Origin of the sequence: Candidatus Liberibacter africanus PTSAPSY, from assembly GCF_001021085.1 — a bacterium.
Lineage (GTDB): Bacteria > Pseudomonadota > Alphaproteobacteria > Rhizobiales > Rhizobiaceae > Liberibacter > Liberibacter africanus.
Genome location: NZ_CP004021.1, coordinates 754,950 through 777,783 on the forward strand (window position 1 = coordinate 754,950; position 22,834 = coordinate 777,783).

Genomic DNA, 22,834 nt, shown 5'->3' on the forward strand with positions numbered 1-22,834 from the left:
CATTGTTCTTTTCCATGGGATACAAGAAACTACAGTATCGCGTGATATTGTAAATATTGTTCCTATTACTCTTGATGTACATGTTTTGCCTAAATACGCATCTCGCACGACCTTGCGTATGCTAATTGCGATAGTCATTTCTTTGTTGTTCACTTTCATTTATGCTACTGTTGCGGCTAAGAGTCGTCGATTAGGTATGGTTCTTGTTCCTATTTTAGATGTTATGCAATCTGTTCCGATTCTTGGATTTTTAACATTTACAGTGATTTATTTTATGAATTTATATCCTGGAAGAGTTATAGGCGCTGAAATAGCAGCTATTTTTGCTATTTTTACGAGTCAAGTATGGAATATGACTTTTAGTATGTATCAATCTCTTTGTAGTATTCCAAAAGATTTGGAAGAAGTATCACATAGCTTTAGGCTTTCTGGTTGGCAAAAATTTTGGCATTTAGATGTTCCTTTCAGCATTCCAGGATTAGTATGGAATATGATGATGTCAATGTCAGGGGGGTGGTTTTTCGTCGTAGCTTCTGAAATGATTGTAGTTGGAGATGTCGTTATACCTCTTCCAGGAATTGGTTCTTATATATCATTGGCAATTAAAGAACGAAATTTATTGGCTGTTTTATACGCAATGTTAACAATGTTAGGGGTTATCTTTTTATACGATCAGTTATTATTTCGCCCTATGATTGCGTGGTCAAATAAATTTATTCTTGATAGAACTGTACCAATGCATTCATCTGATTCTTGGGTTTTATATTTATTTCGTAAAACAAATTTTTTGTGTTTTATACGATGTAGTTCTTGGAATTTTCGCTTTCCACTATCTAGTAATATTAAAAAATTATTTCTTATATTTAAAAAAATACAATTTAATTTTCCAAAAAATTTTCTCCAACTTTATTATAACGAGAAAATATCATATGTATTAGATATTATTTGGTTTTGTGTTGTATATAGTGTTATCATTGGGATAGCTTGGAAATCTATCGGATATATCTCTGATCATTTTACTTATCTTGACTTCTTGCATGTATTTTGGCTTGGATGTATTACAATGTTACGCGTGCTTGTTTTGATTATTGTCGCAACAATTATTTGGGTTCCTATTGGTGTGTGGATCGGTCTTCGTCCATGTATTTCTAGTAAAATACAGCCCTTTGCTCAATTCCTAGCTGCATTTCCCGCCAATGTTTTTTTCCCTTTCGTAGTTTCTGTTGTTTCTTACTATCATTTGAATCCAAATATATGGTTATCATTGTTAATGATATTTGGGACTCAGTGGTATATTTTGTTCAATGTTATTGCTGGTGCTAGTGCTTTTTCTAATGATTTTAAAGAGGTTGTGAGAAGTTTCCATATTACTGGTTGGCGTTGGTGGAGATATATCATTCTTCCAGGAATTTTCCCTTACTACATTACGGGGGTTATTACGGCATGTGGAGGTGCGTGGAATGCTAGTATTGTGTCAGAAGTAGTTAGCTGGGGGAATATTTATCTTAGAACTACAGGTTTAGGCGCTTATATTGCAGAAGCTACAGAAAAAGGAATCTTTCCAGAAGTATCTCTTGGTGTGTTTGTTATGTGTTTTTTTGTTTTATCGTTGAATCGTTTCTTATGGCATCCTCTTTATTTGTATGGTACACGTCACGTGCGTCTTAATTAATATTTATGATTTTGGAGTTGAACATGGTAAATATTACTACTAAGGCTGATTGTCTTTTAGAAATCCAAAATATTTGCCAAAGCTTTTTTCTTAAGAAGATGTCCAGTAATCTTCTTGTATTGGATAAAGTTAATTTTAATGTTTCTTCAGGAGAAATTGTTGGATTATTAGGTCGTTCTGGTTCTGGAAAATCTACTTTATTGCGTATTATAGCAGGTTTGGTTTCTCCATCTTCAGGTCAAGTTCTCTTCAAAGGGGAAAAAGTTAAATCTCCTCCAAAAGATATTAGTGTAGTATTTCAATCCTTTGCCTTGTTTCCATGGTTGACTGTATTGGAAAATGTTGAATTGGGTTTAAAGGCAAGAGGGATAGATCAAGAAGAACGTCGTAAAAGAGTATTGTCAGCGATAGATCTCATTGGATTAGATGGTTTTGAATCTGCTCATATCACAGAGATTTCAGGTGGTATGCGTCAGCGTGTCGGTTTTGCGCGTGCGTTTGTTGTTTTCCCTAGTTTGCTATTAATGGATGAACCATTTTCTGCTTTGGATGTTTTGACTGCTGAAAATTTACGTACTGATCTTATAGATCTTTGGATGGAAGGTCGACTTCCTATTAAATCTATGTTGATGGTAACTCATAATATAGAAGAAGCTGTGTTGATGTGTGATCGTGTGTTAGTTTTTTCTTCTAATCCTGGTCGAATAGCGGAAGAAGTTTTAATTTCTATTCCGCATCCACGCAATCGTCTTTCTCCGGAATTCCGACAAATTGTTGAAAAAATATATGCTCTTATGACGAAAAAAGAGGAGAAACGTTTTAATACTTTAGAAAATGCTCCAGGTTCAGGGATAGGAATGTTTTTGAGGCATGTGTCAACAAATTTATTATCAGGTCTTGTTGAAGCCATTATGGCACCTCCATATAATGGCAAAGCTGATTTGCCGGATTTGGCAAATAGTTTTCAACTTGAAGCAGATAGACTCTTTCATATTGGAGAATCGCTTCAATTATTACAGTTAGTTAATCTTAGTGAAGGGGATATTACACTAACAGAATCAGGAAGAAGATTTGCTAATCTGGGTACAGACGCTCGTAAAAGACTTTTTGCAAAACAGCTTTTGCAACATGTTCCTTTGGTCAATCTTATTCGACGTGTTCTTGATGAGCGTAGATTGCATAGTGCTCCTGTTGCACGATTTAGAAATGAACTTGAAGATTATATGTCTGAAGAATATGCGCAAGAAACTATTGAGACTGTTGTGTCGTGGGGAAGATATGCAGAACTTTTCTCTTATGATGAACAGAGCGAGCTTTTTAGTTTTGATAATCCGCAGTAATATTGAGAAATAGAGTATATTTTTATACGTTTTTCATTTGTTCCCATAATTGTTTGAGTGATATGCGATAATTGGGATAAAGAAAATGAAATCCGAGTGACTTAATTTTTGCATTGGATATTCTTTTATTATCTGCATAAAAGAATCTTGTGATAGGCGATATATCGGTTATATTAAAATATTTTTCTGGTGGAGGAGAGATTTCCATAAGAGAAGCTGCTTCCATTATTATATTTTGTGGAGGAGCAGGTTCGTCATCACTGATATTGAAAATACCTCCTAGATGATTATTTATCAGAAAAATAACGGATCGAGCGATGTCTTCTACACGAATTCTGTTAAATACTTGATTTTGTTTGATTAATCGTAGTGATTTTTTTTGTTTTATTGTGATAAAAGGATTACGTTGAGGGCCGTAAATTCCAGATAATCTTAAAATTGCGACTTTAATATTAAGTTTTTTTGTTATTGATAGCCACATTTTTTCTGCATTAACTCGTTGAGTAGCGATGCAAGAAATTGGATGTATAAAAGAATTTTCATTCACCCATTGTCCTTCACGATTACCATAGACACTTGTGCTAGAAAGGTATCCAATCCATTTGAGATGCGGTACTAATCTATGAAAATCTTCGCCCATGGATATGATACATGGATCTCCTGCATTCCCAGGCTTAATACACTGTACGATGTGTGTAGTATAATATAGCTTTTCCCGTAATGCGGTATCTATTTTTTGATTAGCAAATACAAAGGATGATATTCCCTTATTTTGTAATTCTGGGAAATTGGATACTGATCTTGTAGTTCCTGATGTGTGTATTCCTGCTTGTAATGCTTCATCTGCGATGAACTTTCCAGTATAACCAGCACCAAATATCATGAGATGCATCGTTAGATCCTAATCCATAAATAAGTTTTAAAAAACATTCGGGGGAGATTGTGTTTTTCACATGTAATTAACAATACACCATGTTTAGAAATCAAGATTAGTATAATGAGAAGAAGGAAGTAATCCTCTGATACGTTCTGACAGAAGAGGACGGAATGAAGGGCGGGATTTCATACGTTGATACCATTCTTTGACAATAGGAGCATTATCCCAGTCGATTTCTCCTAGATAATCAAGTGTCGAAATAGTTGCAGAGGCTGCAAAATCGGCATAGCTCATATGATTCCCAGCAATCCATGAGCGTGATTTGATGAGCCATGAGATATATTTTAGATGTTCTCGGATATTATTCCGTGCTATGCGTAACGCTTTAGAATCAGGAGATCCTCCTCCTTGTTCAGTGGTCATGTGTAATTTATAAACGCGTTCATGCACCAAAGGTCGTGTAGCATCTTGTTCCATTTGATGCATAAACCATTCGATCATTCTACGGGTTTCTGCTCTTTGTAATGGATCAGTAGAAAGAAGTCGATTCCTCTGTGTTACATCACCATATGTTTCATCAAGATATTCAGAAATAACGGTAAAACCACACAATGCTTGCATATGCTCGTCTACATAAACAGGCAGTGTACCAGATGGATTAAGCTCCAAAAATTCACGGCGTTTTCCCCAAGGGTATTCTTCTATCATATCAGGTTTAAATTCATATTCACTAAGAATTAATCTTATGAATCGTGAGCTGGATGATATAGGATAATGATAAAGTCTGGACATTGTACTAAGGATTTACCTTGATCTTTAAGAGTGAATATAATTAAGATTAAGTTGAACCTTTCTTTCTTATTGTATTATGTAGAGTTAATGGATGCAAGATACCGCTAAACACTCAAGCGAAATATTTGAGATATGATGTTGAGATATTCTATAATTATCGCACTTATTTTGGGAATAGTAGAGGGCATGACAGAATTCATGCCTGTTTCTTCAACAGCTCATTTATTGCTTGTAAGTCGTTTATTAGGCGTCGATTTAAGTGTTTTGACCGTTTTAGTTCAACTAGGAGCTGTTTCTGCATTATTATATGTGTATTTTAATAGAATTGTTTCTATTTTTTTTTTCTTCCCATTTAGTGCCGCTACACGGTATTTTTCACTAACTCTATTCTTTGGGTTTTTCCCTGCAGCAGTTGTTGGTTTTTTTGCGTATAACTTTATTAAATCAATACTATTTAAAGAAACGATAATTGCATATGTCGCTCTGATTATAGGAGGGGTTATATTATTATTGGTTGATCGTTTGAAGTTTCAATCAAAGTATTTTTGTATTGAAAAATATCCTATACTATTATCTATTAAAATAGGTCTTTTTCAATGTATTGCGATGATTCCAGGCGTATCCCGTTCCGGAGCTACTATTGTTGGTGCATTAATTTTAGGGGCTGATAAACGTTCCGCAGCAGAATTTTCTTTTTTTATAGCAATTCCAACAATTATAGGTGCTTGTGCGCTAGATTTTTATAAAAATTATAGCATTATAGTTAATGATATGGGAACAGAGATAATAATTGGTTGTATATCTTCTTTTATAACAAGTTTGATTGTTATACGATATTCGCTAAGATTTATAGCAAAGAAGGGATATACTCCATTTGCCTTATGGAGAATATTAATTGGTTTTATAGGATTGTCTGTAGAGATATTTTTTTAAATAAGCGTATTTTTTTATTACGCATTACTTACAATCATTATTTCAATCATTATTTTGAAAATAAATATCGTCCTTGATTTCTATTTCTATTTCTATGAGGATGAGTAAGAGAACAATTAGGTTTTGTATATCTTATATTGTAAATAGTTGTAAAAACAACAACTAAATAGTTGTGAATAAAAGATTGGGTAATATAAAAAAATAAGTAATTAGCAGAGTTTTTTGCCTATATCGCAATTATTTGAAAAATCACGGTATTGAGTTTCAATTTGATTTTTATGGGATATAAGGCGTTTCTTGATTTTAAATAAAAATGCATTGTAGTGCGTCACGCATTAAAAAACATTAGATGCAATTAAAGACATTTTTAGAAGTTATTTTTACTATTTTATTTGTTTGAATGAAAAGATCTTTCTTTTTTATTACGACTATTCTCTTTTTTAGCTATTCTTTTCCAAGGATCTTTTTGAGAAAGAATTGACCGGAGATATTCCATATTTCTCTTAGCTTCCTCAGGAGGTAGCTCATTCGATGCTATGGAATATGCCTCTTGGATACGTCCTTGCAAGCCAACTACTAGCGCCAAGTTTTGTCGTACACGGCTATCAGATCCTACCATTTTGGAAGCATACCATAGTTTTTCTTCTGCTGTTTTTAAATCTCCTATGAGGAGATAGGACATAGCCATATTGGAAACAATAGATGATTCATTAGGAGATAATTCTAGAGCTTTTTCATATTCTACGAGTGCTTCCGAATGTTTCCCCATTTGAGCGAGAATAGATGCTTTAGCAGAGACTAGCTTCCAATCAGGAATATCTGGTCTTTGTGCGCGAGAAACAGCATCGAGTGCTTCATCTAGATGTCCTGCATTTGCTAAAGCTTTTGCATAAGCGGCAAGTACGTCTTGATCTCTTGGATAAAGTATAGCCATTTGTTGCATTACAGCAAGAGCTTGAGAATTGTTTCCTACTCTTCTTAGTACATCTGCATACACAATTCCTACCATTTTGTTTTTAGTGTTTCTTTTGTATTGCGCGCCTATTGCATCTTTAACTTCTAATAGTTGGTCGTGATTCATATTTTCCAAGTATTCAGAATTGTCAAGATATGCTCTAGGCTTTAATAAGAAGCAGCTAGATACTAAAAATAGTGGAATTAAAATAATTGTGCGTTTTACTGTTTTTAAAAAAAAATTAAAAAAGGCAAATAAGGTAACCATATATTATATTTCCTTGAAATCACCTAGAAAAGAATATTGCTGACTGTTACTTAAATTTCCTCAAATACACTTTATTCAAAAATAATACAGTGTATTCACTTAGAAAAATAAAAAAGTTCTTCAATCTACAGCAATTATACTACAGTTATTTTTACTATCCACGTAATATAATAACCCTACGGTGTCATTATATTCTTTCATTATCTCTCCTGCAAGGGTAATTTATAAGTGATACGGGTAATAGTTATCATTTAATTATTATTAATGTCTCAGTATTTATGGTTAAAATTGTCATTTTAACATAAGATCACTCTATTTTAACCATTGGGGGAAAGTAGATCTCACCTTGATTCCATTAATGGTTAGCTCCATAGATTTTACCATAGCGTTATTGATTTTATCTATTCTGGCTATTGCTAGAGCTTTTTTCCCTACAACGACTCCAAGTGTTCCAATTTTTATATTATCAGCGATGAGAGAGGATCCTCTAGGGGGGAGTGCATCACTTCCTGTGATAATTGTTGGACGTCTGCGTATTATATTACGGTGTTGCATGCGTGATACGACTTCTTGCCCAATATAGCAACCTTTCGTAAAGGAAATTCCTTTTATAAGGTCCATCGAGGCATCGTGGGGAAATATTGTAGATGATAAAAAATCAGTGTCAGGATCCACAATCCCATAAGTAATTCTAAGTTCATTATATGTTTTGATATCAGAAGTAGCGTTGTTATTATGCCCCAATGTTCTATGAAGCAATACATTGGCTATTGAAAATCTTTCATCAACAAAGGAAAGATTATTGGAATTATGTTCCTGATTCCAAAATAATGTGACTCCATCTGTCGATTGAGTTTCTATAGTAACATTTGAGCGTAATTTATAGAAAAGAAGCCTTTCCATCAAAGAATCACATTGATTCATGTCTGTTTCTAGCATGAAAACGTTTTCTTCAACTTTGCTAATTAAAAAATAAAATAAAATTTTTCCTTGAGGAGTAAGAAGTGCACTACCACGTGAGATTTTCAAAGGCAGTGAGGTTATATCGGCTGTGATAATACCTTGTAAAAAAGATACAGAAGAGTTACCGCTAACTTTAACAAAGGATCGCTCAGATAGGTAAACAGATGTCATTCATTTTCTCAAAAAGATCGTATTGCATGTATTACTAATAGCTTTTAGATATGATAAACCTCCTTTACGGTTATGCTATCTCTTCTAAGAATTATAAGGATTAAGTTACATTGTTCAGTAAAATTATTTTTTTTACTGAACAACTCTTTCAGGTGAAAATTCTCCTGATAACATGCGGGAAATGAGTGAATTGAGTAATAACTCTACTTTGTCTTCACCTTGGATACGTACTGTTTCGCGAATTGCTTGAGTAATAGCAGCATTAGCAATAATTTCTGGCTCTATGCCATCTGCTATACCGCCTGCCCAAGCTTCATTCTGATACTCAATCGCAACTTGCATTTTTTCATGAAAGAGTAGAGCATCAAAATCTTGTTTTTTCTCTTCTGCGCTACGTATACTTGCCATAGTTTTTACTCCTAGCTAATAGACTACCACTGGTTCTTTGGTAATATATAGATCTCAGCACAATAGCATTATCAAAGATGAATCTTTACTACAGTTGAGAAGATCAATTTTATACACAAGATATTGTATAACTATCAAATAGTACAGCTATTTCAGACTAAAAAATGATGTTTCAATATTAAATAATTATACAAATAGAACGTAATTGAGATAATTATGTTTATTTCTATCTTATAATGATAACCAAATATAGTGAGAAAGATGTATCTGTTATACACAAGCCTTTAGAAATTTTTATGCGATTTTACACAGAAAAAAGGATAATTTTTTATAAAATATAACAGTAGATTACTGATATAAAGTATTATTTCAAAATATTTGACACATACATGGCAAAAGGCGCTGATACTCTTTTTTTATTGCTTTTTGGTGGTTTATGTTCAATTTTTTATAATGGATAAAAACATTTTTATCTTTAAGTGACACGTTGGATAGTTGTCGCGTTTTTCGCATTAAGTTGTTCAACTTTTTAGTGGTATGACCTTTTATTATGGCCTATTTTCTGGGGAGGTCTCCTCTTTTTGCGCGAATATTTATAAAGATGCAGAAATATAAGAATGTTTTTTGACGGTGATTCGCTCTATTTAATATTCCAAACAATCTATGGGAAACATGTAATAGACATATAATTTGTACTATCTAAAATTTGAAAATTTTTAAAAACAATTATGTGGTGTAAAATATTTTATCATTGACTTCCCCAACAAACCAAACTGGAATTTATGATACACACAATTATAAAGGCGCACAGATAAAAGTATTTTCGTCTTTTTGACACGTATTATTTTGGGAAAAAATAAGCGAATAACTGCTGTAAAAAAAGAATATTTTTTCAAACTATTTCAATTTTTCATTAGGCTAAGGATGTGAACATATAAGATATGTTGTTTAGAGATATAATGATGAATAAAAAATGTTTAATAAAAATGGCATCTCGATATTTTTATTACGATTCTTTGAAAAAGATATATTTTTTATTGAGTGTTTGTACAACGGGTTCTTGATGAGTTGCTTCAAAATAATCATAGCCTATTTTAATCATATTCCAGAAAGGATAACTTGGATGATTGCGATAGCGTCGCATATTTTTTGATGTCATTCGGAAAGGAAATGCTTGTATTTGTATGTACGGCTGGATTTCTCCTCTGAGTGTATCCCGTACAATGGCATATATTTCTTTCATTTGTTTGTTATTCATTGCGTAGCAACCTGCAGAAATACAGTCGCCGTGAATCATGATGTCATTTCCTGTTCTGTTATGTTCTTTATCAAAATCGTTGGGGAATCCGATGTTGATTGATAGGAAGTATTTTGAATTAGGATTTAAGTTATTCAACCCAATATAGTAGAATCCTTCAGGGGCTTGTCTATCTCCTATTTCCATCTTAGGGCCGATTATGCCTGACCATGCGCATATTTTATATGCCTTCAACATAACATATTTTGCATCATCATTACGTTTCCATATTTCAAGGATATTCTCCTTTTTAAAGATTCGTATCAAAGTAGGCTGATAAGCAGTAGTTTTGTTTTTTATCATAGATAAAATGAGGCTATTTGGTAGGGGATACTCTGCTTTATCAATTAATGGCTGGTGATGATGGCATCCATTGAGAAATATCAATAATGAGAATAGTAAAAAATTATATAAATTTTTCATTTTTTGATTATCTGGTTAAGAAACAACATTACAACTGATAACTACTTATAAGTTTCGTCCAATATTTAAATATTTTTCATGGCGGTGCTTGCGAATATCTTCGCCGGAATATGTTGCCGTTTCTGATAAAAATTGGTTTATTACTTTGCCAACAGAATAAATAGCTTGTGCAGGATTTCTATGAGCTCCTCCTACAGGCTCTGGAATGATTTCATCAATTACGGACATAGATTTTAAGTCGGATGCTATTATTTTCATAGCCATGGCTGCTTGTGCTGCACGAGAAGAATCTCTCCAGAGGATTGAAGCAGCACCTTCTGGAGAAATAACACTGTAAATAGAATGTTCTAACATATAAACAAAATTAGCTGCAGCGATTCCCATTGCTCCACCAGAGCCACCTTCGCCAATAATAATAGAAACCATTGGTACTTGCAATTTCAAACACATTTCAGTTGAACGGGCAATTGCTTCTCCTTGTCCACGCGCTTCTGCGTCTACTCCAGGATATGCTCCTGCTGTATCTACGAATGATATGACTGGTATTTTAAATCGATCAGCTAATTGCATAAGACGTATAGCTTTACGATATCCTTCTGGTCGTGGACTACCGAAGTTATGTTTGATCCTTGACTTTGTATCAGATCCTTTTTCTTGTCCTACAATCGCGACAGGCTGTCCATGAAACCTTGCAAGACCAATTTGCATTGCTGGATCATCTCCAAACAGGCGATCTCCTGACAGGGGAATAAAATGGGTAAAAAGGGCAGTTACATAATCAATATAATGGGGTCTATTAGGATGTCTAGCAACTTGAGTTTTCTGCCAAGGGGTGAGTTTTGAATAAATCTCACATAGGTTTTTACGAACATTTTCTTCTAATTCATGAATTTTGTCGGAGTAATCACTACACTCATCCTCGTGAGATAGTTTTTTAAGTTCATGAATATTCGCTTCTAGATCAGATATTGGCTTTTCAAAATCAAGATAATGATGCATCGCAGGAACGTACTCTCACTGTAAAAAATATTTGATGGATGCTTAATTCTAGTATTTCTTTTTCTTCTTAGCAAGAGGATGATGATCTTGAACTAATTTTTGCAGTTTATAAGGTAAAAGGTGAGTGTATATTTGCGTCGTTGATATGTCTGTATGTCCTAAAAGTATCTGTATAGTTCGTAAATCAGCTCCGCCTTCCAGAAGATGACTTGCGAATGCATGGCGTATTACATGGGGAGAAATGCTTTCATTTTGTATACCTGCACGAGAAGCTAATCCTTTTAATTCTCTTGCAAATACTTGACGTGATAGATGTCCTAACTTTGCAGATGATGGGAATAACCAAGGACTATCTTTCATCTTTTTAGTAGAAGAATGGGCTTTTTTGTACATTTGTAGTGCATGTAATGCAGAAGGAGAAAGGATAACCAAGCGCTCTTTATTCCCTTTCCCTCGAATGATCATTGTACGTTCTTTTAAGTTTATAGTATGGTAGGGAAGCGTTACTAATTCACTTACACGCATACCAGTAGCATACAATAGTTCTATCAATAAAAATGTACGGATACGTTGCCACTGACCTGGAGAAGGATTGTTCGCTTCTATTTGAGCTTGTTCTAAAAGATTAGCTATGGTTTTTTTGTGTAATATTTTAGGAAGCGTATGGTTTTTTTTTGGAAGTGTGAGGGTGTCAGCGGGATTATCTTTGCGAAGTTTTTCACAACAAAGAAAACTATAGAATTGCCGTATTACAGATATTTTTCTTCTTTGAGAACTCGCTACTAATTGTCTTTGAAAAAGATCATGTAAATAGGCAATAAGATGATCTGTAGAAACTTCTAATAGTGATATTTTATGATTATAGAAGAATAATTGCATTTCTTCTAAGTCTCTTTTATAAGCAGATAGTGTATTAATGCCAGATCCTCGTTCACAGCTCATCATTTCTAAAAAAAGGCTGATAACGTTTTGATTTCGTAATTTTTTTTGTTCTATTTTTTCCAAGACGTTTCAAAACCGATTCTTGTTATCTACTTATCTACAAAAATTTATGATTTATTTTATTCATCAACATCAACTTCATCAATCAAATTGATTGATGATTTCATAGTGGTATTTTGGTGATTCTGTCAAATTATTTTGGTTGATTTAGGAGATTGATGATGTATAGAAAAGGTGAGGGTGGTAAAACATCCCTCGGTAAGTGGAGCGAATATACTATCCTAGTTATTGATATGGTTTTATTACTTTTAAGGGATTCAAATAGATTCGGGGAAAAATATTTTATCCCATGATGTAGAGCAAAAAAACTAATAGCAAAAGCTAAGGACAAAAATTAATATCAGATTGCAAGAGCTGTAGAAATATTTTTTAAATATAATTGTTGAATTTGGTGTTTATCCTAAAAAATGCAATATAAGATATACAACTCAATAAGTGCAGTAAATTTCTTAAAGAATAGATGTTCTGGAAAGTGATGTGGATGTAATGTTGGGAAAATACGAATAAAAATATTCTTAAGACGAAAATATTTTGGGAAAATGACGTAAAAATTTGAACAATACACAGTATTATAAGAAAAGTAGTTATTGAGCAATTGTGTAAAGAAAATGGCAAGGTTAATGCGCTAATGTTCCTCAAGAGTATTTTTTTCATCGGGAGAAAAAGCTTCTATAGATAGTGCATGTAATTCTTTTTTGATTTCGGGATGTAGTAGTTCATATATTTTCCTATGTCTTAAAATTCTACTCATTCCTGTAAATTGTGTAGATATAATCTTTATACGGATGTGTGTTGTTCCAAGTCCATTAAATTGTGGTTGATGTCCGATATGAAGATGGCTTTCGTTTATTACTTGTAAATCATCTGGAGATAATCCAATACGGATTTTGTCTGTTATTCTGTGGATAAGTGATATGTGATAGGTTTGCATTTTTTTTCCTATTTATTGTATATGGTGATCATAATGGTTATTTTTTGGAACTTTTCTTGTTTTATCTTGTATAGTCAGTTACAATAGTCATCATGAAACTTGATTCAAAGTATTTCGATCGTATTCGAACTCGTAAAAAAAGAAAAAAGAACGCTCCAAGCCGTAAATCTTCCATATGTCAATGGGATGATTGCAAGGCTATAGGAGAATATCGTGCTCCAGTTGGTAGTGGTGCCGAAGATAATTTTTTTGTTTTTTGTCTTGATCACGTAAAAAAATATAATAAGGGATATAATTATTTTGTAGGTCTTTCTGATAGTGAAGTTGGACGTTACCAAAAGGAAGCAATAACTGGGGATCGTTTTACTTGGACATCTCATTTATATGCAGCACGTTATCCCGCAGACGACTCCTTTTTCAATGATTGTAAAAGTTCCTATGGCCATTTTGCCGATAAATCAGATAGCCGTGTAAATTCTATACAGTATAATGCGTTTGAAATATTGGGTTTGTCATATGATTCTTCTTCCGAAGAGATAAGAGGAAGGTATAAATATTTGGTAAAAAAACATCATCCCGATGCAAATGGTGGATACAGTGGATCGAGAGAAAATTTTCAAGCTGTTGTCCAAGCATATCAGGTATTAAAGAAATCTGGGTTTTGTTAGATAAAATATCTAATCCTTTCAGGATATATGCTCTTCTTTCCAATATCTTGTATAATTCTATCGCATCCTCTGCGTTCAAGAAATAGAATAAAAAATCCCCGTGAAGTTTTTAAAACGTAAAAATCATCGCTAATTTGTAACTTTTTACTTACTTAATAGTGTGAATAAAAAAATACGTTCGCAATTTTTTTTCAAGAAGACTTTTCGGACGTTTCGGACGTTTTTTCGAGTATTTGACGACGTAAAATACGCATGCGAGCAGAGAGGTTTTCTTCTTTAGATTTCAAGAGAAATAGATCTAATCCTCCTTGGCGTTCAACGGAACGTAAGGCGTATTTCGAAATACGTAGCTGATATTTTTGTCCTATAACGTCTGAAATTAGTGTAATTTTGCAAAGATTTGGAAGAAAACGTCGTCTGGTTTTATTATTAGCATGGCTTACTTTATTCCCTGACATGACAGTTTTTTTCGTTAACTCACAAACTCGCGACACAGTTTTGCTCCTTTTATTTGAATAGGGGAAAAAATCTTTTATTTTTGATCTATAGAAGCACTTTCAGATAAGCAATACATAGAAACTATACTATCAAATATAACTTTCATTATACAATCGTACTGATATCGTTTCATACATCTATAATTTTATAATTTCTAGTCCCATTTTACCACATTTCTCCGTGAGATCATAATATATTCTCAATAAGGAAGATGCAATGACAATAAAAAAAATATGATTTTATCTGATATTCTTTCCATGCATATATAAGATGGAAATTTTCAAATTTTCATGATGAAATCGGGTAATGATTTCATCAAACCAAAATATAACATGCTTTAGGAAATACGTATATTTTTTGTCGATGACATTATAATTTTACGGGAACATCTATCATTTTTATTATATTTCATCATTATGTTTCTTTATGCAAGAGTATTTTATTTAAATTGATCTTTGCGCATGCGCAGTTCGGTAAAAACCGCAAGATTGCTTGCACCTATCATGTTTAAATTTTTGCGCAAAGAGGTATTTTTTGTTCGCAAGAAGGGATTAACTTTCTTTTCAATAGATAGAGTAGTGGGGTTGGTATAAAGATTTTGAGAACGTAGAAATTTTATTTTGGAATAGTATTTTTTTAAATCTAGATTGTTAGGATCGCAAGACAAGGCGAATTTAGCATTGTTTTCTGTATACTCGTGTCCGAAATAAATATGGGTTTTATCCTCGCAAGATTTTATTTTTTCCAATGATTCAAACATTTCGGCATAACTTCCTTCAAATATTTTTCCGCATCCTAAGGAAAACAAGGTATCTCCTACGCAAAGGATATGATCTTTTGCAAAATGATAACATATATGACCGATAGTATGTCCTGGAGTAGCTATAATTTTTACTGGATGGGATCCAAAGTCAAAGGTATCTCCATCAGCTAATCCATGATCTATCCCTGGGATATTAGTTAATTCTTGTAGAGGTCCAAATATTGTGCAATTAAAGATTTTTTTGAGTTCTAAATTAGCGCATGTATGATCTTTATGGTGATGTGTATTTAAGATGTGAGTTAGAGACCATCTTTTTTTTTCGAGCATTTTTAGAATAGTATGCGTATCAGGGGCATCAATGGCAGCTGTTAATTGATGTTCTTGATTATGCATAAGCATGCAAAAATTATCATAATAGAGGGATATAGTGATATTGAGTGGTGCCATATTTTTTCTTTTAAAGTATTGTTTTGTATAACGGTTTATACTGAGGTAAAAAAAAGACTATTATTATCATTAATCTATTGAATAGAGTATTGTAAATGCGAATTGATCTCATTGGAGTACAACAGTTTTATAATTCTTCCCTTGGCAAATGTACTACAGATTCTATATCAAAAGTTTTGTCAAAAACATGGAACGATGTTACAGGATGTCGCTTATTAGGATTAGGCTATGCGATTCCTTTTCTTTCCTGTTTTAATGGAAAAGCAGAATGCAAATTAGCGTTTATACCTGCGGAACAGGGGATAACAAAATATACATATCAAAATTTTTCTTCAACTGTATTGGTATATGAGGAAAGATTGCCACTCTTAGATTCTTCGGTTGATTGTGTTTTAATAGTTCATTACTTAGAATTTGTAGAAGATCCTCTTGTAATGTTGTGTGAAGTTTGGAGAGTATTATCATCAGGTGGTCGTATGATCATTATTATTCCTAATAAGCGTGGTTTTTGGGCACATATGGACCATACTCCGTTTGGTTTAGGGAAGTCTTACTCGTGGTATCAGCTTGTTTCTCTATTAAAAGAAGCTAATTTTACTGTATCGCAAACTTCAGGATCACTTTTCCCCCCCCCTACGAATAAGAATTTCGTTTTAAAATTATGGTCTTTTTTTGAAAAAATTGGTAGTAATTTTGGGCCAGGATTTGCTGGAGTTTATGTGATAGAAGCAAGAAAAATTTTATATCAAGGGATTCCAGTAATAGAATCTAAAACTAAGCATATGCCTGTGCCAATTTTGGTTCCACACACTGCTTCAACTTTAGACAATCAATTTACTGCCACTAGTCCAGACAAAAAGTAGTCTTTACTTCTATCAAAAAAATAAATTTCATGTATCAGGTGATTATGACATATTTTTTTGTAAGTGTTTCAAAGCGTTTTTCGTTGTTTCTGGAAGATATAATTGAGGATTATCGCGAACGGTCTCAAGCAAAAGATTATTGCTCTCATGTTCCATTTTTTCTTGAAGTTCTGCAAAAAAAATTTTTCTTGGCATGCAAGGAGGTATTGGTTTCAAAACTCTTACTTTAAAATTTCCTGGATAACGCATAAATTTTCCGCGTGGCCAAAACAATCCAGCATGTACGACAATTGGGATAACTGGAACTGAAAGAGAATCATAGATATGTGCAATACCTCTTTTATAAAGAGGCTTTGCACCTGGAGGGCGACGTGTTCCTTCGGGGTAGATGATCAATTGGCGATTATTTGCAATTGCTTTTTTAGCACGATTGATAATACTATTAATATTAATATATTTGGAATTACGTTTAACGCCAATCATTCCTTGTTTAAGAAAATAAAATCCTAGGATTGGTATATAAAAAACAGTATGTTTTAATATAAAAATGGGATCTTGTATGCAGGTTAAAAAGTAAAATGTATCCCAAGATGATTGATGTTTGATTGATATAATACATCCTGTAGTTGGAATATTTTCTATCCCTTCTATTTGAATATTGGTTTTCGTAATATATTTTAATAATATTTGGTTTATATGTGCTGATTTTTTGGCGAGAGACAAGGACTGTTTTCGCGTGATAAAGCAACATAGTAACAAAAAAATTATTGATGCTATAAAAGTATGCATGAAAAAGACTATATTAAAAATCAAAGATCGAATAAAAATCATAGTCATATAACCCATTTGTATCTTTTTTTTAAAGTAGCGTTATAAAAAATTGTGACGCAACTCATCTTGTGCTGATAACAGTAAAATCTTTACATATTCTACGAAAATTACCGTTAGCATTTTCATATTTAAGATTAAATTGTTCTTTTGTAAATAATGGCTTATTACGGGATACGGAATAAACTGGATTGTATTATTTATTTTATTTAATTCAAGGAATGTTCTCGGCATATGATAGTCGTGAGTAACGACGAGAATACGATAAAAATTATTTTTTTTAGCCCACTCATATGCTTCTAGAGCATTTCCTTCTGTATTTATTGCTTCATATCCTATATCGATGCAACATTTTGCTAAATTTTGTCGTATAGGGATTTTTTTGAGCAAAATATCTTTGCTAACAGAATGATGAACTCCTGATATAAAAACTTTGGATCCAATGTTTTTTTCAAGTAATTCAAAAGCTTTTTCTATTCTAATATTTTCTCCTGTTAATACAATAATAGCATTGACAAATGGATTTTCAGGTATGCGAATGTTATGAATATATTGTGCAAATGAGATAAATCCTACGATAAGACAAATTAAAAACATAACAAGACTATACCAATAATAGCGCAAACTTTTCCCTTACACGTTTTATAGCATTTCATTGCTTGGAATAGATTTCTATTTTATTTTTTAATATTCCTACATTATAGGTTTTTCATAATATTACCTAATTTATAAAAAATATTGAGTACTATCAATATCATGTATAGTTTATTTAGCGTGGTATTTATATAATTTAAAATAATGCGTGGAAATTATTTTTTTATGCTTGTACATAAGGATATATAAAAAATAATTGAGAATATAATCTATTATGTTTGTTCCCTAAAAATGATGATAGAATGATGTAAGTGATTGTTATATGCAATATTTTAAATAAATTTTTCTTTCATATTCTTTTTCGCGTATTTTTCATTCCATAGCGCTTGTACCAGGAATAAAATGAAATAGGTAGAAAAATGATGTAGCATAATGTGCTAAAGATGATCATCTTCCATAAGAAATGTATCATGAATGCAACATAAACTACAGAACACAATACAATAGGTAGCACAAATTTTACATTAATCTTTTTCCCAGACCAAACTGGTAATCGTGAACATAATAAAAAGCTGATAACTATTGCATAAATTGCTGATCCATACCCATACATTACACTAATTTTAACGCCCAAAAAACTTAAATACAATGGTAGCATGAGCAATATTGCTCCTAGCGGAGCTGGTATACCAACAAAATACTCGTTTTGCCAAGATTCTTTGTAATCGCATTCATTCATAATATTAAAGCGTGCTAAACGCAAACAGACTGCAATTGTATACATAAGAGCTATGCTCCATCCAAAAGCATTAGCTTTCTGTAAAACAGCAATATAAGTTACTAGGGAAGGGGCAACACCAAAATTAATGACATCTGCCAGTGAATCCAGCTGCGCACCAAATCTTGAAGTCGCTTTCATTAATCGAGCAATACGACCATCAATTCCATCAAGAAAAGCGGCCACAAGTACCATACATACCGCCGTCTCATAATTTCCTTCTATAGCTGATCCGATTCCACTAAATCCTGCGCATATCGCCAGAATCGTTGCTAAGTTAGGAAATAAAAACTTTAAAGGAGGAGTTTCTTTTCCTCGTAAATTCTGTGTCTTATCCTCATAAGTAAAGGTTTTTTTTTCATCATTTTCATAAAATGCGAACTCATTTAGAAAATTTTCATGATCCTTGTTGTCCATGGGGTATTTCTTTCACCTATACCTATTACATAAATTTTTTCCTGTCAGTTACGACATACTAATAAGGGTGGCCTATTTGAATTGAATTCAGCTATTACAGTTTCGCCGGCCACAGTTTTTTGACCAATTTCAACTCGTATATTGGCACTTTTAGGTAAGAAAACATCTACTCTTGATCCGAATCGGATGATTCCAAAACGCATACCTGCTTCAACTTTCGTAGGCGGTTTAACCCAGCAAACGATTCTGCGGGCTATAAACCCTGCAATTTGCACCACACCAACATTACCATGAACTGTTTTAATAGCTAAACTATGTCTTTCATTTTTTTCACTTGCTTTATCGAGAGAAGCATTCACAAATTGTCCATTACGATGAACACTTTTAAGTACTTCCCCACTAATAGGTATGCGATTTACATGACAATCAAAAATATTCATGAATATGGAAATGCGGTACATAACCTCATCATCTATTTCCAGTTCTGGGGGTGGAGCTATTTCATAGATTGCAGATACATGACCGTCTGCAGGACTAATGAACAAATCAGGATCTACAGGCGTAACTCTTTCTGGATCCCGGAAAAAATAAGCGCACCAAACAGTCAGCATGCTCCCTAACCATAATAAAGAACTAGACCACATCCCGAAAATTATTGTTATCGCCATAAAGAATATTATAAAAGGCCAACCATGAAAGTGAATGGGCACTATAAAGTTGCGAATCGCTTTGATGAGATTCATGGATATAAGTTCTCCTTTATAATATTGGGGGGATATTTAGATACCAAGATGCGAGTTTTATCAGAATACACCATTAATGTAAATGTTTAATTATAGCATAGTTAGCTTCTTGTTGATATATTATGTAGATGAAAAAACATTTAAGTTTATTTTAATTTTTCTGTTGTTTTTTCCACATAGTGGCGTAAATACACCCTTGTGATATCAGGTCTTCATGGGAACCATATTCTACTATCTTTCCTTTATCTAAGACAAGGATGTTGTCGGCATCAGTAATAGTAGACAACCTATGAGCGATCACCAAAGTAGTTCGATTTTTGGATAGGATAGATAATGCTGTTTGAATATGCCTTTCTGTAATTACATCAAGAGATGAAGTGGCTTCGTCAAAAATCATGATGGGTGGATTTTTAAGAATGGCACGTGCTATAGAGATACGCTGTTTTTCTCCTCCGGATAGTTTTAATCCGCGCTCTCCTACTATGGTATCGTATCCATTTGGTAATTTCATTATAAATGACTTGATTTGTGCAGTTTCGACTGCATTATCTAGATCTTGTTCGGATGCATCAGGGTTTCCATAGAGAATATTATAGCGTAAGGTATCATTAAACAAAATGGTATCTTGAGGGATAATACCAATGGTTTGACGCAAAGATTCTTGTGTGACTGTTTTGATATCTTGTCCATCAATTTCAATGAAACCGTTTTGTATATCATATAATCTATAAATAAGTTTTGAAATAGTTGATTTTCCAGCTCCAGATTTTCCAACCAATGCTGTTTTCTTGCCAGGGGCAACTTCAAAAGAGATTCCCTCAAAAATGCAGTTATCGTGATTATATGAGAAAAAGACGTTATTGAAAGTGATGTGAGCATCTTTTATTTTCAAATCTTTTGAATTTGGCGCATCTTGAATTTCTATTTTTTCGTTTAAGATATTAAAGAGTTCCTCTATTTCTATAAAACTCTGGCGAGAATCACGGTAGATTGTCCCGAGAATATTTAGAGGCATAGATAGCTGATTGAGTAAGGCGTTGATGAGAACAAAATCTCCAATGGTTTGTTCTCCTATATACACAGCATGGGAAGATATAAGCATTATTATAATCATCCCTATGCTAAAAATCACTCCTTGTCCGAAATTTAACCATCCCAAAGAGGTTGAAATAGATATTGCTGCATTTTTGTATCGTGATATACTTTTTTCTAATATCTGTATTTCTCTTTTTGCAGAATTGAAATATTGGACTGTTTCAAAATTAATTAGAGAATCAAATACTTTAGCATGGCACTCATGTAGCAATTGATTCATTTTTTTAAAAAGACCCATACGCCAATTGCTGGCTATTATAGTAAACCAAACATAAGATAAAACTGTCATTGCTACGACACCAACATAAACACTACCATAGCTACGCCATAGGAAAGCTATGGAAATAATAAATTCTAAAACTGTTGGTATAAAATGGATAACGATGATGCGAATAATTGTTTCGATAGATCTCGTACCATTACTTATGACAGAAGATAATTTGCCAACTTTATAGTTAATGTGAAAACGTTGCGATAGTTTATAAACATGTGATATTACTTGATGATATAAGGTACATGTGGCTCCTTGACCTACTTCTGCAAATAAAAAATCACGTATCTGGTTTGAGATCAGACTTACAACACGCATTGTTCCATAGGAGATTATTAAGATAACTATTCCCACAGATAGATAATGTGTGGTTTTACTAATTGTTGATTGTTCAAGTAAAGTGTCTGTAATCCACTTAAATAAGAAAGGAATGCCGAGTATAACCAGTTTAGACGCTAGAAGAAAAAGCATCGCTCCTATAATTCGCGCCTTCAGATCCCACCTATTTACAGGCCACATATATGGCCAAATTTTTTTCACAATTTTTAGTAAAGGAAAACGTGAAATGTCCATTTGAAAGATCTTCGTCAATATGTCAGTACAGATAGATCTGTACCTTACTTATTAATAGTAATCAAGGGTACGATGAGTTTTTACCTCAGGGAGAGATCTAGTTTCTTAATTAATATAAAGAAAGTAATTAGTTTTACTAGATTATTTACAAATAGAGATTGCATCACATAAATATACTGAGAATATTTGAATAAAAGAACATGAATATGCCGAAAAAATGAATTTTTCGGCATATTATCGACTTAATTGTTTGTTTTTCTACTATTTTTCCCATCTAAAAGGGTTGGGGACAAATAGATGATTATAGCTACAACAACTATAGAAAAGACAATGACACGTACTGTATCAATAGGTTGCTTCAATATGAAAGTGCCAATCAGAGCCATCAAAAGTGGTGCAATGTACTCCATGATTCCCAAAGTTGCCAGTTTAGTTCTTTGAATACCATATGCAAATATACAGAAAATGAGGGAATTAATTAATCCGTATCCCATTAAAAGTAAGGTGTCTGATGTTGTTTTGAGAAAGAAATGTTCTCCACCTGAAAATGCTACCCATAAAACATACAAGGATGCGGGAATAGCTAGAATACACATTTCCACAAAGAATCCCTCGCTAGAATTAACTGGAATCGTTTTACGTGCAAAGCAATAAGCGCTCCAAGTTACAGCTATAGACAAAGACAAAAGTGGTATTCCACTATGAAAAGTCATGATCAACAAGGATAAAATAATGAGTAATGCGGCAATAATTTGCAGAAAATTCAAACGTTCTTTCAAAAAAACTGCTCCTAAAAATACGGAAATAACAGGAGTAACGAAAAAACTGAAAGACGTTAAAAATACTTCTCCTGATAAGAGTGCATAAACGAAAAAACCCCAATGAGTGGCAAGGCAGGCTGTGCTGAATATAAGCATGGCAAGCAATTTTGGATTTGTGAGAGTAGATTTTAATGCAGAGGATCCACCAGAAAAACAATAAAATGCACAAAAAGCTCCAGGCAAGGACCATAAGACGCGATGAGAGATCACCTCAGCTACACCGATGTGTTCTAAGAATTGTGTATATAAAGGAACTATTCCCCAGCTTATGTATGCACAAAGCGCGTATAGAGTTCCCATTATTGTTGGCTGAAAATTGTTTTTTTGTTTCGAACTTTTGGGATATTCTTTCTTATTTTTTTCTTTACCATAGTTTTCCCCCTATCATCTCATCATAGTAGTAACACTACTATTCCATGATATAATAGGTTGTAAAGAGATTAAC

The 22,834-nt window shown here is 33.2% G+C and carries 22 protein-coding genes; 5 read left to right on the plus strand and 17 right to left on the minus strand.

Annotation, left to right across the window (positions count from 1 at the left end):
- Nucleotides 1–118: 118 nt before the first annotated feature.
- Together G293_RS03420 and G293_RS03425 are read left to right on the plus strand one after the other, a co-directional pair.
- Nucleotides 119–1,672 (plus strand): ABC transporter permease, encoded by a 1,554-nt coding sequence (locus tag G293_RS03420; RefSeq protein WP_244464471.1) that lies wholly within the window; start codon nucleotides 119–121, stop codon nucleotides 1,670–1,672.
- Between the two features lie 23 nt (nucleotides 1,673–1,695).
- Nucleotides 1,696–3,012, plus strand: coding sequence for an ABC transporter ATP-binding protein (locus tag G293_RS03425; RefSeq protein WP_047264314.1), 1,317 nt, complete (start codon nucleotides 1,696–1,698; stop codon nucleotides 3,010–3,012).
- Nucleotides 3,013–3,034: 22 nt separating this feature from the next.
- Here G293_RS03425 and G293_RS03430 read toward each other — a convergent pair whose 3' ends face one another.
- Complete coding sequence (locus G293_RS03430) at nucleotides 3,035–3,904, minus strand: NAD-dependent epimerase/dehydratase family protein (protein ID WP_047264315.1); 870 nt, start codon at nucleotides 3,902–3,904, stop codon at nucleotides 3,035–3,037.
- 84 nt (nucleotides 3,905–3,988) lie between these two features.
- Nucleotides 3,989–4,681, minus strand: coding sequence for a glutathione S-transferase family protein (locus G293_RS03435; RefSeq protein ID WP_047264316.1), 693 nt, complete (start codon nucleotides 4,679–4,681; stop codon nucleotides 3,989–3,991).
- A gap of 135 nt (nucleotides 4,682–4,816) precedes the next feature.
- Between G293_RS03435 and G293_RS03440 the strand changes: the two genes are divergently transcribed.
- Nucleotides 4,817–5,614, plus strand: coding sequence for an undecaprenyl-diphosphate phosphatase (locus G293_RS03440; RefSeq protein WP_047264317.1), 798 nt, complete (start codon nucleotides 4,817–4,819; stop codon nucleotides 5,612–5,614).
- Nucleotides 5,615–6,002: 388 nt separating this feature from the next.
- Here G293_RS03440 and G293_RS03445 read toward each other — a convergent pair whose 3' ends face one another.
- The 7 genes from G293_RS03445 to G293_RS03475 form a co-directional block, all read right to left on the minus strand.
- Nucleotides 6,003–6,836: a tetratricopeptide repeat protein gene (locus G293_RS03445; RefSeq protein WP_047264318.1), complete on the minus strand. Its 834-nt coding sequence runs from the start codon at nucleotides 6,834–6,836 to the stop codon at nucleotides 6,003–6,005.
- 312 nt (nucleotides 6,837–7,148) lie between these two features.
- Complete coding sequence (gene ygfZ / locus G293_RS03450) at nucleotides 7,149–7,970, minus strand: CAF17-like 4Fe-4S cluster assembly/insertion protein YgfZ (RefSeq protein ID WP_047264319.1); 822 nt, start codon at nucleotides 7,968–7,970, stop codon at nucleotides 7,149–7,151.
- Between the two features lie 132 nt (nucleotides 7,971–8,102).
- The gene (locus G293_RS03455) at nucleotides 8,103–8,378 is read right to left on the minus strand and encodes a hypothetical protein (protein WP_047264320.1); all 276 of its coding nucleotides are present in this window, start codon (nucleotides 8,376–8,378) and stop codon (nucleotides 8,103–8,105) included.
- Between the two features lie 1,006 nt (nucleotides 8,379–9,384).
- Nucleotides 9,385–9,978 (minus strand): L,D-transpeptidase family protein, encoded by a 594-nt coding sequence (locus G293_RS03460; RefSeq protein ID WP_244464363.1) that lies wholly within the window; start codon nucleotides 9,976–9,978, stop codon nucleotides 9,385–9,387.
- Between the two features lie 165 nt (nucleotides 9,979–10,143).
- Nucleotides 10,144–11,097 (minus strand): acetyl-CoA carboxylase carboxyltransferase subunit alpha, encoded by a 954-nt coding sequence (locus G293_RS03465; protein WP_047264322.1) that lies wholly within the window; start codon nucleotides 11,095–11,097, stop codon nucleotides 10,144–10,146.
- A 48-nt stretch (nucleotides 11,098–11,145) separates the two neighbouring features.
- Nucleotides 11,146–12,102, minus strand: a complete 957-nt coding sequence (locus G293_RS03470) for a site-specific tyrosine recombinase XerD (RefSeq protein WP_083965950.1) — start codon at nucleotides 12,100–12,102, stop codon at nucleotides 11,146–11,148.
- 622 nt (nucleotides 12,103–12,724) lie between these two features.
- Complete coding sequence (locus G293_RS03475) at nucleotides 12,725–13,030, minus strand: BolA family protein (protein WP_047264323.1); 306 nt, start codon at nucleotides 13,028–13,030, stop codon at nucleotides 12,725–12,727.
- Nucleotides 13,031–13,122: 92 nt separating this feature from the next.
- Here G293_RS03475 and G293_RS03480 point away from each other — a divergent pair, with 92 nt between their 5' ends.
- Complete coding sequence (locus G293_RS03480) at nucleotides 13,123–13,698, plus strand: J domain-containing protein (RefSeq protein ID WP_047264324.1); 576 nt, start codon at nucleotides 13,123–13,125, stop codon at nucleotides 13,696–13,698.
- Between the two features lie 191 nt (nucleotides 13,699–13,889).
- On the opposite strand, the gene rpmB is transcribed toward G293_RS03480, so the two are convergent.
- Nucleotides 13,890–14,192: a 50S ribosomal protein L28 gene (gene rpmB, locus G293_RS03485; protein WP_047264325.1), complete on the minus strand. Its 303-nt coding sequence runs from the start codon at nucleotides 14,190–14,192 to the stop codon at nucleotides 13,890–13,892.
- 443 nt (nucleotides 14,193–14,635) lie between these two features.
- Nucleotides 14,636–15,406, minus strand: coding sequence for a hydroxyacylglutathione hydrolase (gloB, locus tag G293_RS03490; protein WP_047264326.1), 771 nt, complete (start codon nucleotides 15,404–15,406; stop codon nucleotides 14,636–14,638).
- Between the two features lie 95 nt (nucleotides 15,407–15,501).
- On the opposite strand from gloB, the gene G293_RS03495 reads away from it, so the two are divergent.
- Nucleotides 15,502–16,269: a class I SAM-dependent methyltransferase gene (locus G293_RS03495; protein ID WP_047264327.1), complete on the plus strand. Its 768-nt coding sequence runs from the start codon at nucleotides 15,502–15,504 to the stop codon at nucleotides 16,267–16,269.
- A 42-nt stretch (nucleotides 16,270–16,311) separates the two neighbouring features.
- Here G293_RS03495 and G293_RS03500 read toward each other — a convergent pair whose 3' ends face one another.
- From G293_RS03500 to G293_RS03525, 6 genes are all read right to left on the minus strand, one after another.
- Nucleotides 16,312–16,992: a lysophospholipid acyltransferase family protein gene (locus G293_RS03500; RefSeq protein ID WP_244464364.1), complete on the minus strand. Its 681-nt coding sequence runs from the start codon at nucleotides 16,990–16,992 to the stop codon at nucleotides 16,312–16,314.
- A gap of 147 nt (nucleotides 16,993–17,139) precedes the next feature.
- On the minus strand, nucleotides 17,140–17,694 hold the full coding sequence (locus tag G293_RS03505; protein WP_244464365.1) for a YdcF family protein: 555 nt from the start codon (nucleotides 17,692–17,694) through the stop codon (nucleotides 17,140–17,142).
- A gap of 346 nt (nucleotides 17,695–18,040) precedes the next feature.
- Nucleotides 18,041–18,886, minus strand: coding sequence for a CDP-diacylglycerol--serine O-phosphatidyltransferase (gene pssA / locus G293_RS03510; RefSeq protein WP_047264329.1), 846 nt, complete (start codon nucleotides 18,884–18,886; stop codon nucleotides 18,041–18,043).
- Nucleotides 18,887–18,930: 44 nt separating this feature from the next.
- A complete protein-coding gene (locus G293_RS03515; protein WP_047264330.1) occupies nucleotides 18,931–19,629 on the minus strand; it encodes a phosphatidylserine decarboxylase in 699 nt (232 codons plus the stop codon).
- Between the two features lie 151 nt (nucleotides 19,630–19,780).
- A complete protein-coding gene (locus tag G293_RS03520; protein WP_047264331.1) occupies nucleotides 19,781–21,568 on the minus strand; it encodes an ABCB family ABC transporter ATP-binding protein/permease in 1,788 nt (595 codons plus the stop codon).
- 242 nt (nucleotides 21,569–21,810) lie between these two features.
- Nucleotides 21,811–22,689, minus strand: a complete 879-nt coding sequence (locus G293_RS03525) for an EamA family transporter (protein ID WP_052775029.1) — start codon at nucleotides 22,687–22,689, stop codon at nucleotides 21,811–21,813.
- Between the last annotated feature and the right edge of the window lie 145 nt (nucleotides 22,690–22,834).

Excerpts from the sequence above, each read along its gene's own strand:
- G293_RS03430 (WP_047264315.1), bottom strand. The coding sequence starts at position 3,904 with ATGCATCTCATGATATTTGGTGCTGGTTATACTGGAAAGTTCATCGCA.
- G293_RS03460 (WP_244464363.1), bottom strand. The coding sequence starts at position 9,978 with ATGATAAAAAACAAAACTACTGCTTATCAGCCTACTTTGATACGAATC.
- G293_RS03425 (WP_047264314.1), top strand. The coding sequence starts at position 1,696 with ATGGTAAATATTACTACTAAGGCTGATTGTCTTTTAGAAATCCAAAAT.
- G293_RS03525 (WP_052775029.1), bottom strand. The coding sequence starts at position 22,689 with ATGGGAACTCTATACGCGCTTTGTGCATACATAAGCTGGGGAATAGTT.
- gloB (WP_047264326.1), bottom strand. The coding sequence starts at position 15,406 with ATGGCACCACTCAATATCACTATATCCCTCTATTATGATAATTTTTGC.
- G293_RS03465 (WP_047264322.1), bottom strand. The coding sequence starts at position 11,097 with ATGCATCATTATCTTGATTTTGAAAAGCCAATATCTGATCTAGAAGCG.
- G293_RS03520 (WP_047264331.1), bottom strand. The coding sequence starts at position 21,568 with ATGGACATTTCACGTTTTCCTTTACTAAAAATTGTGAAAAAAATTTGG.
- G293_RS03505 (WP_244464365.1), bottom strand. The coding sequence starts at position 17,694 with ATGTTTTTAATTTGTCTTATCGTAGGATTTATCTCATTTGCACAATAT.
- G293_RS03445 (WP_047264318.1), bottom strand. The coding sequence starts at position 6,836 with ATGGTTACCTTATTTGCCTTTTTTAATTTTTTTTTAAAAACAGTAAAA.
- G293_RS03495 (WP_047264327.1), top strand. The coding sequence starts at position 15,502 with ATGCGAATTGATCTCATTGGAGTACAACAGTTTTATAATTCTTCCCTT.
- ygfZ (WP_047264319.1), bottom strand. The coding sequence starts at position 7,970 with ATGACATCTGTTTACCTATCTGAGCGATCCTTTGTTAAAGTTAGCGGT.
- G293_RS03420 (WP_244464471.1), top strand. The coding sequence starts at position 119 with ATGCTAATTGCGATAGTCATTTCTTTGTTGTTCACTTTCATTTATGCT.
- G293_RS03475 (WP_047264323.1), bottom strand. The coding sequence starts at position 13,030 with ATGCAAACCTATCACATATCACTTATCCACAGAATAACAGACAAAATC.
- G293_RS03455 (WP_047264320.1), bottom strand. The coding sequence starts at position 8,378 with ATGGCAAGTATACGTAGCGCAGAAGAGAAAAAACAAGATTTTGATGCT.
- G293_RS03480 (WP_047264324.1), top strand. The coding sequence starts at position 13,123 with ATGAAACTTGATTCAAAGTATTTCGATCGTATTCGAACTCGTAAAAAA.
- G293_RS03440 (WP_047264317.1), top strand. The coding sequence starts at position 4,817 with ATGTTGAGATATTCTATAATTATCGCACTTATTTTGGGAATAGTAGAG.
- G293_RS03515 (WP_047264330.1), bottom strand. The coding sequence starts at position 19,629 with ATGAATCTCATCAAAGCGATTCGCAACTTTATAGTGCCCATTCACTTT.
- pssA (WP_047264329.1), bottom strand. The coding sequence starts at position 18,886 with ATGGACAACAAGGATCATGAAAATTTTCTAAATGAGTTCGCATTTTAT.
- G293_RS03435 (WP_047264316.1), bottom strand. The coding sequence starts at position 4,681 with ATGTCCAGACTTTATCATTATCCTATATCATCCAGCTCACGATTCATA.